This is a genomic window from Serratia montpellierensis, from assembly GCF_020858655.1.
Taxonomy (GTDB): Bacteria; Pseudomonadota; Gammaproteobacteria; order Enterobacterales; family Enterobacteriaceae; genus Serratia; species Serratia montpellierensis.
The window spans coordinates 437222-450742 of sequence record NZ_VOSN01000002.1; the positions used below are offsets into that span (position 1 = coordinate 437222).

Sequence of the window (13521 nt, forward strand, 5' to 3'; positions counted from 1 at the left end):
CTTATTCTCCAATCATGTCGATGTTGGCGGCGCCCGGCGGCACCATCGGGAACACTTTTTCGTTGATGTCGATCAGCGCGTGGATTAGGCAAGGGCCCGGGCGTTGGATCGCTTCGGCCAGCGCGGCCTGCGGATCTTCCGCGGCGTTCAGATCGCAGGTATCCAACCCGAATCCGGCGGCGATCTTCAGGAAGTCGGTGCGCTTCGGATAGGCGGCGGCGAAGATGCGCTGCTGGTAGAACAGGGTTTGCTGCTGGTGCACCAGCCCCAGCGCCTGGTTGTTCATCAAAATGATTTTCACGTCCAGATCGTGTTCGACCGCGGTGGCCATTTCCTGAATGTTCATCATCAGGCTACCGTCGCCGGAGAAGCACAGCACTTTACGCTCGGGCTCCGCCAGCGCCGCACCGATCGCCGCCGGCAGACCGAAGCCCATGGTGCCCAGGCCGCCCGACGTCAGCCACTGGCGCGGCCGGCTCAGCGGATAGGCCTGCGCCACCCACATCTGATGCTGGCCCACGTCGGTGGTGATAATGGCGCTGTCGTCCACGCAGCGCGCGGCGGCCAGCACCAGGCCGTAATGGCTCAGCGGATCGTCGGCGTTCGGCATGTTGAACGGGAACTCGCGCTTCAGGTCGTTGACCGTGTTCAGCCACGCGCTGCGCGGCTGCGTGTCGATCTGCGGCAGCAGCTGTTGCAGTACCTGGCCGACGTCGGCATGGATCGCCACGTTGGCCTGTTTGACCTTGCCCAGCTCGGCGCGGTCGATATCCACGTGAATGATGGCGGCGTTAGGGCAGAACTGCTCGGTTTTGCCGATTGCCCGATCGTCGAAGCGCGCGCCCAGCACGATCAGCAGATCGGCCTCCTGCAGAATGAAATTGGTGCTACGCGCCGCGTGCATGCCCAGCATGCCCAGCGACAGCGGGTGTTCCACCGGCATCGCCCCCAGCGCCATCAGCGTCATGGTGGTAGGCAGACCGGCGCGCTCAGCCAGTTCCAGCGCCTGGTGGTGAGCGTCGGCGCAGATGATGCCGCCGCCCAGGTAGAGGATCGGGCGTTTCGCCTGGTTGATCATCGCCGCGGCCTGCGAAACCAGCGCCGGATCGAAGCTCGGTGCGGCGTCCGGTACGGCGATCGGCGGCAGCTCTTCCAGCGTGATGCTGGCAGTCTGCACGTCTTTCGGCACATCGATCCAGACCGGGCCGGGGCGGCCGGACTCGGCGATGCGGAATGCGTCGCCGATCACCTGCGGCAGTTCGCGGATATCGCGTACCAGATGGTTGTGCTTGGTGATCGGAATGGAAATGCCGTAGGTGTCCACCTCCTGGAAGGCGTCGGTGCCGATCATTGAGGAGGGCACCTGACCGGTGATGCACACCAGCGGAATGGAGTCGAGCTTGGCGTCGGCGATGGCGGTGACCAGGTTGGTGGCGCCCGGCCCGCTGGAGGCGATGCACACCGCCGCTTTGCCGTTGGCGCGCGCCATGCCCTGCGCCATAAAGCCCGCGCCCTGTTCGTGGCGCGCCAGCACGTGGTGTATGCGGGTGCTTTGGCTCAGCGCGTCATACAGCGGCAGCGCCGCGCCGCCGGGGATGCCGGCGACGGTGGTGATGCCCTGCCGCTCCAGCAGATGAACGATCAATTGTGCGCCGGTGAAGCGGGTGCTCGGTTGAGGCGTGCCCGAAGTTGCCATGTTCCTGTCCTTTCTCAAGGCCGGTGAGCTTTGCTGGGCAGGGTGCTAAAACAAGAAACCCCGCCCGGTTTGCGCCGGCGGGGTTTGGGAATCGATGCGTTGATTCGGACCCTACGGCGCATTGCCGACGACCACCACCACACGCACGACGACCACCGCGGCTGGTAGCGCGGTAACTAGTAGGGTCGAAGTCAGCGAGGATGCGATCACAGGGAACCTTATCATCAGTAAAAAAAGTCAGGTTTTTATAAAAACACAGGCGCAAAATTCGCACAACAGGTTTATTGGCGCAGCATAAAAAACGCGCGTCAGATCACGCTTTACCCGAAATGCCAAGCACGCGCGCTTCGGGCGCGCTGCCGTCCAGCAGGGCCTGCGTCGGGCCGTCGTAGTAGATGCGCCCGTCGACCACCAGCAGCGTGCGCGGCGCGATGCGCGCGGCGTCGTCGAGGTTATGCGACACCATCAGCAGCGTCAGGTTGCGCTGTTCGCACACCGTCTGCAGCAGCTGCAGCATCTCGTTGCGCAGCGCCGGATCGAGCGCTGAGAAAGGCTCGTCGAGCAACAGGATCGGCCGTTGGCGAATCAAACAGCGCGCCAGCGCGGCGCGCTGACGCTGGCCGCCGGAAAGCTGCGATGGCAGGCGCTCCAAGTGTTCCTCCAGGCCGACCTGACGGGCGATATGCGCCCGCTGTTGGCGCTGCTGTTCAGTCAAGCGCAGACCGGGATCCAACCCCAGCCCGATGTTCTGCGCCACCGTCAGGTGCGCGAACAGGTTGTTTTCCTGAAACAGCATCGACACCGGCCGTTTGGCCGGCGGCGTGGCGGTGTGGTCCTCGCCGTTCAGCAGCAGCCGGCCGCTGGCCGCCGGCAGAAAACCGGCGATCAAACTCAGCAGGGTGCTTTTACCGGCGCCGCTGGGGCCGAGCACCGCGACGCGCTCGCCCGGCTGAATGCGCAGATCAAAGCGCATCGGCAGGTGTTCATACAGATAGGTCAGTTTTTCAAGCGTCAGCATGGCGCCCCGGTAAGCGTTCGATCAGGGTAAACAGCAGGAAGCACAACAGCAGCAACAGCAGCGCGGTCACCGCCCCGTCGTTGCTGCGGTAGGCGCCAATCTGCTGATACAGGTAAAAAGGCAGGGTACGGAAATGCTCGTTGCCAAACAAGGCGACCACGCCGAAATCGCCGATCGACAGCACGCAGGCGAAGGCCAGCGCCTGCGCCAGCGGGCGGCGCAGGGCGCGCAGTTCGATCAGCCGCAGCCGTTGCCAGCCGCGGATATCCAGCGACAGGCACAGCGGGTTGTAACGTTCGGCGAGGTCGCGCATCGGGTTCTCCAACACCTTCAGCGCATAGGGTACCGCCATCAGCGCATTGGTGAGGATCACCAGCGCATAGGGCGACTGCGGCAGCCCGATCGTATCGCTCAGCAGCAGGAAGAAGCCGGTGGCCAGCACGATGCCCGGCATCGCCAGGATCACCATGCCGCTCAGCTCCAGCGCCTGGCCGCCGCGCAGCTGCTGCCGCAGCTTCAGCTCGCGGCTGCTCCACAGCAGCATCATCGTGAGCGCCACGCACAGCAGCCCGGCGCCGAGGGCGATGCGCAGCGACGTGAACAGCGCCTGCCACAGCACCGGCTGGCGCAGCACGCTGACGACGGCCTGATTGGCGCCGTCGGCGATCACCGCCAGCAGAGGCGGCAGCAGCAGGAGCAGCGCGGCGGCGATCAGCAGAAAATCGCCGACGCGTCGCCACCGGCTGTCTTCCGGGTTGCGCCAGCGTTGGGCGTGGGTATGGCCCACCGGCAGCGCCTGGCTCAGGCGCTGGCTGATCAACACCAGCCCCAGACAACAGCTTAACTGGATCAGCGCCAGCATGGCGGCGCGGCCCAGATCGTAGTCGTAACTCAGCGCCTGGTAGATCGCCAGTTCGATGGTGGTGGCCTGCGGTCCGCCGCCCAGCGATAGCACGGTGGCGAAGCTGGCGAAGCACAGCATAAAAATCAACGCGCCGCTCGGCAGGATCTGGCGGCGCAGCGCCGGCCATTCGACGAAGCGGAACTGCTGCCAGCCGCTCATACCCAGTTGGGCGGCCAGCTGGCGCTGCTCCACCGGAATGTTCTCCAGCGCCTGCAGCAACAGGCGGGTGGCCAGCGGCAGGTTAAAGAACAGGTGCGCCAGCAGAATGCCCTGCAGCCCGTAGGGCGAGAAGCCATACTCGACGCCCAGCCAGCCGCACAGCGTCGCCAGCCAGCCCTGGCGGCCATAGACGCTGAGCAGGCCGAACACCGCCACCAACACCGGCAGCACCAGCGTCATGGCGCACAGCCGCAGCAGCAGCTGCCGGCCGGGGAAACGGCGGCGATAGAGCGCACGCGCCAGCAGAACGGCGGGCAGCACCGAAATCAGCGCCGACAACAGCGCCTGCCAGAAGGTGAAGCGCACCACGTGCCACAGGTAGCTGTCCTGCCACAGGCCGCGCCAGTCGCTGTCCGGCGCATGGCGCCACAGCGAGCCCATCGCCAGCGCGGCGACCAGCAGGATCACGCCGGCGGCCAGCAGCCCCGGCCAGAGCCAGCGGGGGATCAACGGCTGACGGCAGTTTGCCATGCCCGGATCCAACCACCGCGTTGTGTGGCCACCTCTTCGGCGCTGTATTGCAGCGCGGTATGCGGTACGTTCATCTGCTCAAAGCCGACGGGCAGTGGGGTGTTGATCACCGGATACATCCAGTTGCCGGTCGGGATGGTGTTCTGGAACGCCGGCGTCACCATGAACTGCATGAAGCGCTCCGCCAGCTCAGGCTGTTTGGCGGCCTTCAGCTTGCCCGCCACTTCCACCTGCAGGTAGTGACCTTCACTGAACATGGCGGCGGCATAGAGATCTTTTTTCTCTGCGATCAGGTGATAGGCGGGAGAGGTGGTGTAGCTGAGCACCAGATCGCCTTCGCCTTTCAGGAACAGGCCGTAGGCCTCGCTCCAGCCTTTGGTGACGGTGACGGTCTTTTTCGCTAACTGCTGCCAGGCGGCCGGCGCCTTGTCGCCATACACTTTTTGCATCCACAGCAGCAGGCCGAGGCCCGGCGTGCTGGTGCGGGGATCTTCGTAAATCACCTTCCAGTTGCGATCGCTGCTGATCAGCTCCTGCAGGCTTTTTGGCGGGTTCTTCAGTTTTTCTTTGTTGTAGACGAAGGCGAAGTATCCGTAGTCGTAAGGCACGAAGGTCGTATCCTGCCAGCCGCCCGGCACCGTCAGTTTGGCGGTGTCGACGCCGCTCGGCGCGAACAGGCCGGTTTGCTGCGCCGCCTGCAACAGGTTATTGTCTAACCCCAGCACCACGTCGGCGGCGCTGTTCTTGCCCTCCATGCGCAGGCGGTTCAGCAGCGAGACGCCGTCTTCCAGCGCGACGAACTTCAGTTCACAGTCGCACTCGGCTTCGAAGGCTTTTTTCACCGCCGGGCCTGGGCCCCAGTCGGCGGCGAAGGAATCGTAGGTGTATACCGTCAGCGTCGGCTTGGCGAACACCGGCGCGGCGCACAGCAGCAATAAGCAGGGCAGATATTTTTTGACCACGTTGCACTCCTGAAAAATAAGGGGGCAAGGGCATCTGAGGGGGCGAGGCGGCGTCGCCGGTTCGCTGGGCTCAAATCCCTCCGCCGGTATTGACCGGATCAGGTTCGACGGGTGTGCTCTCAGCGGAAAATCGGGCTTATCACACGGCCCTATTCTCCGCACCCCGTTGAGACGGCGCTATTGTAAAGATTAACCGACCTGGGCGAAAGGCGCTTATGCCTCCGGCGGGGCAAACCAGGCGGACTTGAAGTCGAACCAGCCCAGGGTGTTCATCCGCACGCCGCGCATGCTGCGCTGGCCGTGCAGCTGCAGCCAGTGGTGGAACAGCGGATGCAGCTGGTGGTTGCTGACCAGGCGCCGGCAGAACTCGGCCAGCGGCAAGCGGTTGGCGCGCCACAGCGCCGCATCCTCCGCCAGATCCTCGTTCATGCAGTGCTGCATCAGCGGCAGTTCGTACAGCGTGGCGAACAGCGAAAACTCCAACGGCAGATAGAAGTTGGCGCTGCCGAGCCACAGATCGCTGCGCGCGTCGCCCTGGTGCCAGGTGGCGTAATCCACGCTTTGCACGATCAGGCGGATGCCGTGCTGCGCCAGCAGCGGTTCGATCGCCTGGCGAATGGCGTGAAACTCCGAATGCTCATTGAAGTGGGTCATCGTCAGTTCGGTCAGGCCCGCGGGTTTGGGCTGCTGCGCCAGCGTGCGGTTGTGGTGCCAACGCGGCAGCAGGCCGTACGCCGGCGACCAATAGCGCTGGTAGAGCGGCCCGGCGTGGCTCAGCAGCGAAATGGGGTTGATCAATTCGCACAGCCAACTGCGAATGGCAGGATCGGCCGCTAATGGGGATCGCTGATCGAACAGCAGGAAATAACAGCCTTCTTCCAGCCGGCTTTCCAGCTCGCTGTTGCCGGTTTCATTGCCCTGCAGCTGCACGCCGGAGTGCACCAGCTCTTCGGAGAATTCCGGCAGCACCCAGATATTGACCTCATCAATAAGCGCCCGGTAGCCGAAATAGTCGTCGAAGGCGTGGATCTTCATCTGGCTGGGAAGGTTGCGCACCACGCGGTAGGGGCCGGTGCCGACCGGATGGCGGGCGAAATCCGGCAGTTCGCGCCATTCGTGCGGTAGGATCATGGCCTGCACGCTGCCCAGCAGCCAGGGCAGCCAGTGATCGGGGCTGCGCAGATGCACGTGATAACGAACGGCGTCGGCGAGGTGACGCTCTCGATATGCGAGAACAGCGGTTGCGAGGTGAGACGCGAGAGGGAAGTGATGACGTCTGCCATCTCCAGCTCGCGGCCATGATGAAAATGGATTGCCGGGCGCAGATAAAACCGCCAGTGCAGCGGCGTCAGCGCCTGCCAATGGTGAGACAGATCGGATTCCAGTTCCCCGTTTTCCTCATTTATGCGCGTCAGGCCGTTGAAGATCTGGCGCGCCAAATGGGTCTCCGAACGCCGCAGCGCCGAGCCGGGCAGCAGGTTGTACAGCTGCCGGTAGTAGAGCACCCGCAGGATGTGTTTACCCTGGCGGAAGCTGCGACCCAGCTGCGACAGCAGCATCTGGCGCACCACGTTTTTGTCGCCCACCAACTGCACCAGCTGATCGATGCGGTCCTGCTCCAGCAGCTCCTCGGCCCGCTGTTGCTGCAGCGCCAGGCCGGTGTAGTGGAAGGTAAGCCGTGAACGCTTGCCGCGCCCCGACTCCGCCTGCCAGGTGAGCCAGCCTTCCCGCTGCATGGCGCTCAGCAGGGAGCGCACGTGGCGCCGCGAGCAGCTGAGCACCTCCGCCAGATCCTGCAGCGTGGTGTCAGTGGTTTCACCGTGACAGCGCTGCCACAGGCGGATGAACTGTTGCTGCAATCTGGACGTGGACATAAAAGAGGAACGCTCCCGCCTCAACTCGTCAATTTATCTTTCCCTATATTACGCCGATAATTTTCATCAATGAAAGGGGAGGGCGTAATCATGAAAGCTTTCTTATCCAGGCAGTTCTATCAGCGCTATTTCAGCGCGGTGCGCCGCCAGCGCGCCGACTGGCTGAGCGTGGTGCCCGAACAGGCGCGGCTGGCGATGCTGGCGCACCTGACGCAATGGGATATCAAAGAGATGACGGACAAACAGTATCGCGAGCACCTGTAAGGCGCTGCGGTATAAAAGTTTCTGAGTAATGGTGCTGTTTCACCAGCCAGTGGGGCGACCCACTGGTTTTTTTATGCGTGGTCATGGCGATATGCTTGCATTTTTCTCGTCGTGGCCTAAGGTTCATTCTTCTGCTTTGAGGTCAGGGAAGACGATATGCAACGCCTGAGCCGGTTGTCACTGCGCATCAACCCCATCTTTGCCGCATTCCTGCTGATCGCTTTTCTCTCCGGCATCGCCGGCGCGTTGCTGACGCCGACGCTCAGCCTGTTTCTGACCACCGAGGTCAAAGTGCGGCCGCTGTGGGTCGGTCTGTTTTACACCGCCAACGCGGTGGCCGGCATCGTGGTCAGCTTCATGCTGGCCAAGCGCTCGGACACCCGCGGCGATCGGCGCAGGCTGATCCTGCTGTGCTGCCTGATGGCGGTCGGCAATTGCCTGTTGTTCGCGTTTAACCGCGACTACCTGACGCTGATCACCGCCGGGGTGTTGATGGCGGCGATCGCCAACACCGCCATGCCGCAGATCTTCGCGCTGGCGCGGGAATACGCCGACAGCGAGGCGCGTGAAGTCGTGATGTTCAGCTCGGTGATGCGCGCCCAGCTTTCGCTGGCCTGGGTGATTGGCCCGCCGCTGTCGTTTGCGTTGGCGCTGAACTACGGCTTTACCGTGATGTTCCTGATCGCCGCCGCCACCTTCGCGGTCTGCGTGCTGCTGGTCGGATTCATGCTGCCTTCGGTGCCGCGCGCGGCGGAGGGGGAAGGGTTGCGGGATGGCGCTTCCGCGCCGATTGCGCCCGCCAGCGCCTGGCGCAATCGCGACGTGCGTTGGCTCTTCATCGCCTCAATGCTGATGTGGACCTGCAACACCCTGTACATCATCGACATGCCGCTGTATATCACCGCCGATCTCGGCCTGCCGGAAGGGCTGGCCGGGGTGCTGATGGGCACCGCTGCCGGGCTGGAGATACCGGCGATGCTGCTGGCCGGTTATTACGTCAAACGCTTCGGCAAGCGTAATATGATGCTGCTGGCGGTGGCGGCGGGCGTGCTGTTTTATCTCGGGCTGATCGTGCTGGCGGCCAAGCCGGCCCTGATCGCGCTGCAGCTGCTCAACGCGGTGTTTATTGGCATCGTCGCCGGTATCGGCATGCTCTATTTTCAAGATTTGATGCCGGGCCGACCGGGCGCCGCCACCACGCTGTTCACCAACAGTATCTCGACCGGGGTGATCCTGGCCGGGGTGCTGCAGGGCGTGCTGGTGGAGAACCTCGGTCATGGCTCGGTGTATTGGATGGCGGCGCTGTTGGCGCTGGCGGCGCTCTGGATGAGCGCCAAAGTGCGTGAAGTGTGAGGTCAAACGACGGCATTCTTGATGCAAGTCATTGAGAAGGCTGAAGCGGACGCCCAAGCTGAAGGCATATGGAGCGCGATCGTTGCGCCCACGCCCGTCTCGCTATTGAGATGCCGCCTTGTTGTTTAGAACAGTGGGAACGTTATGGATAAACTCACACCGCTCAAACCGCTTCCTTCCTTGTGCGCCCTCGCCGCCACGCTGATTATCTGGTTCCTCATTCCCGTGCCGGAGGGCGTTGCGCCCAACGCCTGGCAGCTGCTGGCGCTGTTTATCGGCACCATCATCGCCATCATCGGCAAGGCAATGCCGATTGGCGCGGTCTCAGTGATCGCCATCGCCCTGGTGGCGGTGACCGGCGTCACCAATCCCGGCAAGCCGGGCGCCGCGCTGGACGATGCGCTCAGCGGTTTTTCCAACCAACTGATCTGGCTGATCGGCTTTTCGATCATGATCTCCCTCAGCCTGAACAAAACCGGGCTGGGCGCGCGCATTGGCTATTACTTTATTTCGCTGTTCGGCAAAAAAACGCTGGGCATCGCCTATGCGCTGACGCTGGCGGAAACCACGCTGGCGCCGGTGACGCCGAGCAACACCGCGCGCGGCGGCGGCATCATTCACCCGATCATGAAATCGATCGCCGACAGCTTCGGCTCCAAACCGGAGCTCAATACCTCCGGCAAGATCGGCCGCTACCTGTCGCTGGTGAACTACAACATCAACCCGGTTACCTCGGCGATGTTTATCACCGCCACTGCGCCTAACCCGTTGATCGTCAGCCTGATCGCCAAAGGCACCCACGGCAGCTTCGAGCTGTCCTGGTCGATGTGGGCGATCGCTGCCCTGGTGCCGGGGCTGTGTTCGCTGATCGTGATGCCGTTGGTCATCTACCTGCTGTATCCGCCGGAGGTGAAAAGCACCCCAGACGCGCCGCGCTTCGCGCGCGAAAAACTGCAGGCGCTGGGGCCGGTGACGCTACCTGAGAAAATTACCCTTGGGGTGTTCGCGCTGTTGCTGGTGCTGTGGGCGGGCATTCCGGCGATGATCTTCGGCCCGGCGCTGGCGGTCAATCCCACCACCGCGGCGCTGATCGGCCTGGCGGTGTTGCTGGCCACCGGTGTGCTGAGCTGGGAGGATGTGCTGAAGCATAAAGGGGCCTGGGACACCGTGGTGTGGTTCTCGGCACTGGTGATGATGGCCAGCTTCCTCGGCAAGCTGGGGCTGATCGGCTGGCTGTCGCAGACCGTGGGCAACGGCATTGACCATATGGGTATGAGCTGGGTGGGCGGTACGATCTTGCTGACCATTATCTATTTGTATTCGCACTATTTCTTCGCCAGTACCACGGCGCACGTGACGGCGATGTTCGCCGCCTTCTTCGCCGCCGGCATCGCGCTTGGCGCGCCACCGGCGCTGCTGGGCCTGATCCTGGCGTTCTCTTCCTCGCTGATGATGTCGTTGACGCATTACGGCACCGGCACCGCGCCGATCATCTTCGGCTCCGGCTACGTGACGCTGGGGGAATGGTGGAAAGCGGGGCTGGTGATGAGTGTGGTTAACCTGCTGATCTGGATGCTGATCGGCGGGGCATGGTGGAAGCTGCTGGGCTACTGGTGAGGAAAAAATTCACCCGCCGGGCGGCGGGTGAAGGGGATTAATTCAAAAACGCCGGCTGCTGCGCTTCGTAGCGGGAGATGTCCGCTTCGTGCTGCAGCGTCAGGCCGATGCTGTCCAGCCCGTTGATCATGCAGTGGCGGCGGAAGCTGTCGATTTCGAACGGGTAGCTTTTGCCACCGGCATTGACCGTCTGGTTCTCCAGATCCACCACGAACTCCGTCCCCTCGTTGGCGCCGACCAGAGTGAACAGCTCATCCACCTGCTGCTCGCTCAGCGTCACCGGTAACAGCTGGTTGTTGAACGAGTTGCCATAGAAGATATCGGCGAAGCTCGGCGCGATCACCACTTTGAACCCGTAGTCGGTCAGCGCCCAAGGGGCGTGCTCGCGCGAGGAACCGCAACCGAAGTTTTCCCGCGCCAACAGGATGCTGGCGCCTTTATAGCGCGGTTTGTTCAGCACGAACGCCGGGTTCGGCTGTTGGCCGGCGTCGTCGAGGAAGCGCCAGTCGTTGAACAGATGCTGGCCGAAGCCGGTACGGGTGACCTTCTGTAAGAACTGCTTGGGAATAATGGCGTCGGTGTCGACGTTGGCCGCATCCAAAGGCACCACTAAGCCGGTATGTTGAGTAAATTTAGCCACGTTAGCCCCTTAGTGAATGTCACGGATATCGGCGAAGTGACCGGCGACGGCGGCCGCGGCGGCCATCGCCGGGCTGACCAGGTGGGTGCGCCCACCGCGGCCCTGACGCCCTTCGAAGTTACGGTTGCTGGTGGACGCGCAGCGCTCGCCTGGATTCAGACGGTCGTTGTTCATCGCCAGACACATTGAGCAACCCGGCAAACGCCATTCGAAACCGGCTTCGATAAAGATTTTGTCCAACCCTTCGGCTTCCGCCTGGGCCTTCACCGGGCCGGATCCCGGCACCACGATGGCCTGCACGCCGCTGGCGACCTTGCGCCCCTTGGCTACCGCCGCCGCCGCCCGCAGATCTTCGATGCGGGAGTTGGTGCAGGAGCCGATGAACACTTTGTCGATCGGCACGTCGGTCAATTTGATGCCCGGCTTCAAATCCATGTAGGCCAAGGCTTTTTCCGCAGAGGCGCGCTCGACCGGATCGTTGAACGATTCCGGCGCCGGGATCGCCTGATTGACGGCGATCACCTGGCCGGGGTTGGTGCCCCAGGTGACCTGCGGCGCGATCTCTTCTGCGCGCAGCGTCACCACGGTATCGAACTGGGCGTCGGCGTCGGACTTCATCGTGCGCCAGTAAGCGACCGCTTGCTCCCAGTTTTCACCGGTTGGCGCGAACTGGCGCCCTTTCAGGTAGGCGAAGGTGGTGTCGTCCGGCGCAACCAACCCGGCCTTGGCGCCCATTTCGATCGCCATGTTGCACAGGGTCATGCGGCCTTCCATGCTCAACGCTTCGATCGCCTTGCCGCAGAACTCCACCACGTGGCCGGTGCCGCCGGCGCTGCCGGTTTTGCCGATCACCGCCAGCACGATGTCTTTGGCGGTAATGCCCTCGGCGGCGTCGCCGGTGACTTCAATCTTCATGGTCTTGGCGCGGCCCTGCTTCAGGGTCTGGGTCGCCAGCACGTGTTCCACTTCGGAGGTGCCGATGCCGAACGCCAGCGAGCCGAAAGCCCCGTGGGTGGCGGTGTGCGAGTCGCCGCAGACGATGGTCATGCCCGGCAGCGTCATGCCTTGCTCTGGTCCGATCACATGCACGATGCCCTGGAACGGGTGGTTCAGGTCATACAGCGAAACGCCGAATTCCGCGCAGTTCTTGATCAGCTCCTGCATTTGGATGCGCGCCATTTCGCCGCTGGCGTTGATGTCTTTGGTCTGGGTCGACACGTTGTGATCCATGGTGGCGAAGGTTTTGCCGGGTTGGCGCACCTTGCGGCCCATGGCGCGCAGGCCGTCGAACGCCTGGGGTGAGGTGACTTCGTGCACCAGGTGACGGTCGATATACAGCAACGGCGTTTCGTTCGGTGCTTCGTACACCACGTGGGCGTCGTACAGCTTCTGGTATAAGGTCTTGGCCATGTTATGCCCCCTGAGCTACAAAGCGAGCGATGATGTCGCCCATTTCATCGGTGCTGACGGCTTTACCGTCACCGGCCAGATCGGCGGTGCGGTAGCCCTGTTCCAACGCCTGGTTGATGGCGCGCTCCACGGCGTCGGCCGCTTCATCGGCGCCCAGGCTGTAACGCAGCAACAGGGTGGCGGACAGGATCTGCGCAATCGGGTTGGCGATGCCTTTGCCTGCAATATCCGGCGCGGAACCGCCCGCCGGTTCGTACAGGCCGAAACCTTGCTCGTTCAGGCTGGCGGACGGCAACATGCCCATCGAACCGGTGATCATCGCGCATTCGTCGGACAGGATGTCGCCGAACAGGTTGGAGCACAGCAACACGTCGAACTGGGACGGATCCTTGATCAGCTGCATGGTGGCGTTGTCGATATACATGTGCGACAGCGACACGTCCGGGTAATCCTTGGCGACCTGATTGACCACCTCACGCCACAGGATAGAACTCTGCAGTACGTTGGCCTTGTCGATCGACGTCACCTTGTGGCGGCGCTTGCGGGCGGATTCGAAGGCGATGCGTGCGATGCGTTCAATCTCGAAACGGTGATACACCTCGGTATCGAAAGCGCGCTCCTGCATGCCCTGGCCTTCGCGGCCCTTCGGCTGGCCGAAGTAGATGCCACCGGTCAGTTCGCGCACGCACAGAATGTCGAAGCCGCGGGCGGCGATGTCGGCGCGCAGCGGGCAGAATGCCTCCAGCCCTTGATACAGGCGCGCCGGGCGCAGGTTGCTGAACAGTTTGAAGTGCTTGCGCAGCGGCAACAGCGCGCCGCGTTCCGGCTGCTCGGCCGGCGGCAGGTGTTCCCATTTCGGGCCGCCCACTGAGCCGAACAGGATGGCGTCGGCCTGCTCACAGCCGGCGACGGTTGCCGCCGGCAACGGGCTGCCGTGGCGATCGATGGCGATGCCGCCGACGTCGTACTCGGCGGTGGTGATGCGAATGTCAAAGCGTTGACGCACCGCGTCCAACACTTTGCGCGCCTGAGCCATTACTTCCGGGCCGATGCCGTCTCCGGGCAAGACGGCAATGTGATAAGTCTTCGTCAT

The 13521-nt window shown here is 63.1% G+C and carries 11 protein-coding genes, 1 pseudogene and 1 riboswitch; of the genes and pseudogenes, 3 read left to right on the forward strand and 9 right to left on the reverse strand.

The window, feature by feature from the left end; all coding sequences use genetic code 11:
• Position 1: 1 nt before the first annotated feature.
• The 6 genes and pseudogenes from ilvB to sgrR all read right to left on the reverse strand — a co-directional run bounded on the left by ilvB (position 2) and on the right by sgrR (position 7144).
• Entirely contained in the window at positions 2-1696 is a 1695-nt protein-coding gene (ilvB, locus tag FUU19_RS03285) for an acetolactate synthase large subunit (RefSeq protein ID WP_230489596.1), read from the reverse strand.
• Between the two features lie 111 nt (positions 1697-1807).
• Positions 1808-1921 carry an ilvB operon leader peptide IvbL gene (gene ivbL / locus FUU19_RS03290; protein WP_154747116.1) on the reverse strand — a complete coding sequence of 38 codons (114 nt, stop codon included), beginning with the start codon at positions 1919-1921 and terminating at the stop codon, positions 1808-1810.
• Between the two features lie 88 nt (positions 1922-2009).
• On the reverse strand, positions 2010-2714 hold the full coding sequence (gene thiQ, locus FUU19_RS03295) for a thiamine ABC transporter ATP-binding protein ThiQ (protein ID WP_025301552.1): 705 nt from the start codon (positions 2712-2714) through the stop codon (positions 2010-2012).
• On the reverse strand, positions 2701-4308 hold the full coding sequence (thiP, locus tag FUU19_RS03300) for a thiamine/thiamine pyrophosphate ABC transporter permease ThiP (RefSeq protein ID WP_230489597.1): 1608 nt from the start codon (positions 4306-4308) through the stop codon (positions 2701-2703). Before thiP ends, thiQ begins: the two co-directional genes overlap by 14 nt.
• Complete coding sequence (thiB, locus tag FUU19_RS03305) at positions 4284-5270, reverse strand: thiamine ABC transporter substrate binding subunit (RefSeq protein ID WP_141970992.1); 987 nt, start codon at positions 5268-5270, stop codon at positions 4284-4286. Before thiB ends, thiP begins: the two co-directional genes overlap by 25 nt.
• A gap of 57 nt (positions 5271-5327) precedes the next feature.
• Positions 5328-5446, reverse strand: a riboswitch (TPP riboswitch).
• Between the two features lie 37 nt (positions 5447-5483).
• Positions 5484-7144, reverse strand: a pseudogene (gene sgrR, locus FUU19_RS03310) (HTH-type transcriptional regulator SgrR).
• A gap of 90 nt (positions 7145-7234) precedes the next feature.
• Here sgrR and sgrT point away from each other — a divergent pair.
• The 3 genes from sgrT (at position 7235) to FUU19_RS03325 (ending at position 10378) form a co-directional block, all read left to right on the forward strand.
• On the forward strand, positions 7235-7408 hold the full coding sequence (sgrT, locus tag FUU19_RS03315; RefSeq protein WP_004932838.1) for a glucose uptake inhibitor SgrT: 174 nt from the start codon (positions 7235-7237) through the stop codon (positions 7406-7408).
• 156 nt (positions 7409-7564) lie between these two features.
• Complete coding sequence (locus tag FUU19_RS03320) at positions 7565-8761, forward strand: MFS transporter (protein WP_141970988.1); 1197 nt, start codon at positions 7565-7567, stop codon at positions 8759-8761.
• Between the two features lie 144 nt (positions 8762-8905).
• Positions 8906-10378 carry a DASS family sodium-coupled anion symporter gene (locus FUU19_RS03325; protein ID WP_230489598.1) on the forward strand — a complete coding sequence of 491 codons (1473 nt, stop codon included), beginning with the start codon at positions 8906-8908 and terminating at the stop codon, positions 10376-10378.
• A 37-nt stretch (positions 10379-10415) separates the two neighbouring features.
• Here FUU19_RS03325 and leuD read toward each other — a convergent pair whose 3' ends face one another.
• Genes leuD through leuB form a run of 3 tightly spaced genes read right to left on the reverse strand, consistent with a single transcriptional unit; the run spans position 10416 to position 13521 of the window.
• Positions 10416-11018 (reverse strand): 3-isopropylmalate dehydratase small subunit, encoded by a 603-nt coding sequence (gene leuD / locus FUU19_RS03330; RefSeq protein WP_141970984.1) that lies wholly within the window; start codon positions 11016-11018, stop codon positions 10416-10418.
• A gap of 9 nt (positions 11019-11027) precedes the next feature.
• The gene (gene leuC / locus FUU19_RS03335; RefSeq protein ID WP_230489599.1) at positions 11028-12428 is read right to left on the reverse strand and encodes a 3-isopropylmalate dehydratase large subunit; all 1401 of its coding nucleotides are present in this window, start codon (positions 12426-12428) and stop codon (positions 11028-11030) included.
• Position 12429: 1 nt separating this feature from the next.
• Positions 12430-13521, reverse strand: coding sequence for a 3-isopropylmalate dehydrogenase (gene leuB / locus FUU19_RS03340; RefSeq protein WP_025159635.1), 1092 nt, complete (start codon positions 13519-13521; stop codon positions 12430-12432).

Bases quoted from the DNA above. Each gene is read 5' to 3' on its own strand.
- ilvB (WP_230489596.1), bottom strand. From the start codon at position 1,696: ATGGCAACTTCGGGCACGCCTCAACCGAGCACCCGCTTCACCGGCGCA.
- ivbL (WP_154747116.1), bottom strand. From the start codon at position 1,921: ATGATAAGGTTCCCTGTGATCGCATCCTCGCTGACTTCGACCCTACTA.
- thiQ (WP_025301552.1), bottom strand. From the start codon at position 2,714: ATGCTGACGCTTGAAAAACTGACCTATCTGTATGAACACCTGCCGATG.
- thiP (WP_230489597.1), bottom strand. From the start codon at position 4,308: ATGGCAAACTGCCGTCAGCCGTTGATCCCCCGCTGGCTCTGGCCGGGG.
- sgrT (WP_004932838.1), top strand. From the start codon at position 7,235: ATGAAAGCTTTCTTATCCAGGCAGTTCTATCAGCGCTATTTCAGCGCG.
- FUU19_RS03320 (WP_141970988.1), top strand. From the start codon at position 7,565: ATGCAACGCCTGAGCCGGTTGTCACTGCGCATCAACCCCATCTTTGCC.
- FUU19_RS03325 (WP_230489598.1), top strand. From the start codon at position 8,906: ATGGATAAACTCACACCGCTCAAACCGCTTCCTTCCTTGTGCGCCCTC.
- leuC (WP_230489599.1), bottom strand. From the start codon at position 12,428: ATGGCCAAGACCTTATACCAGAAGCTGTACGACGCCCACGTGGTGTAC.
- leuB (WP_025159635.1), bottom strand. From the start codon at position 13,521: ATGACGAAGACTTATCACATTGCCGTCTTGCCCGGAGACGGCATCGGC.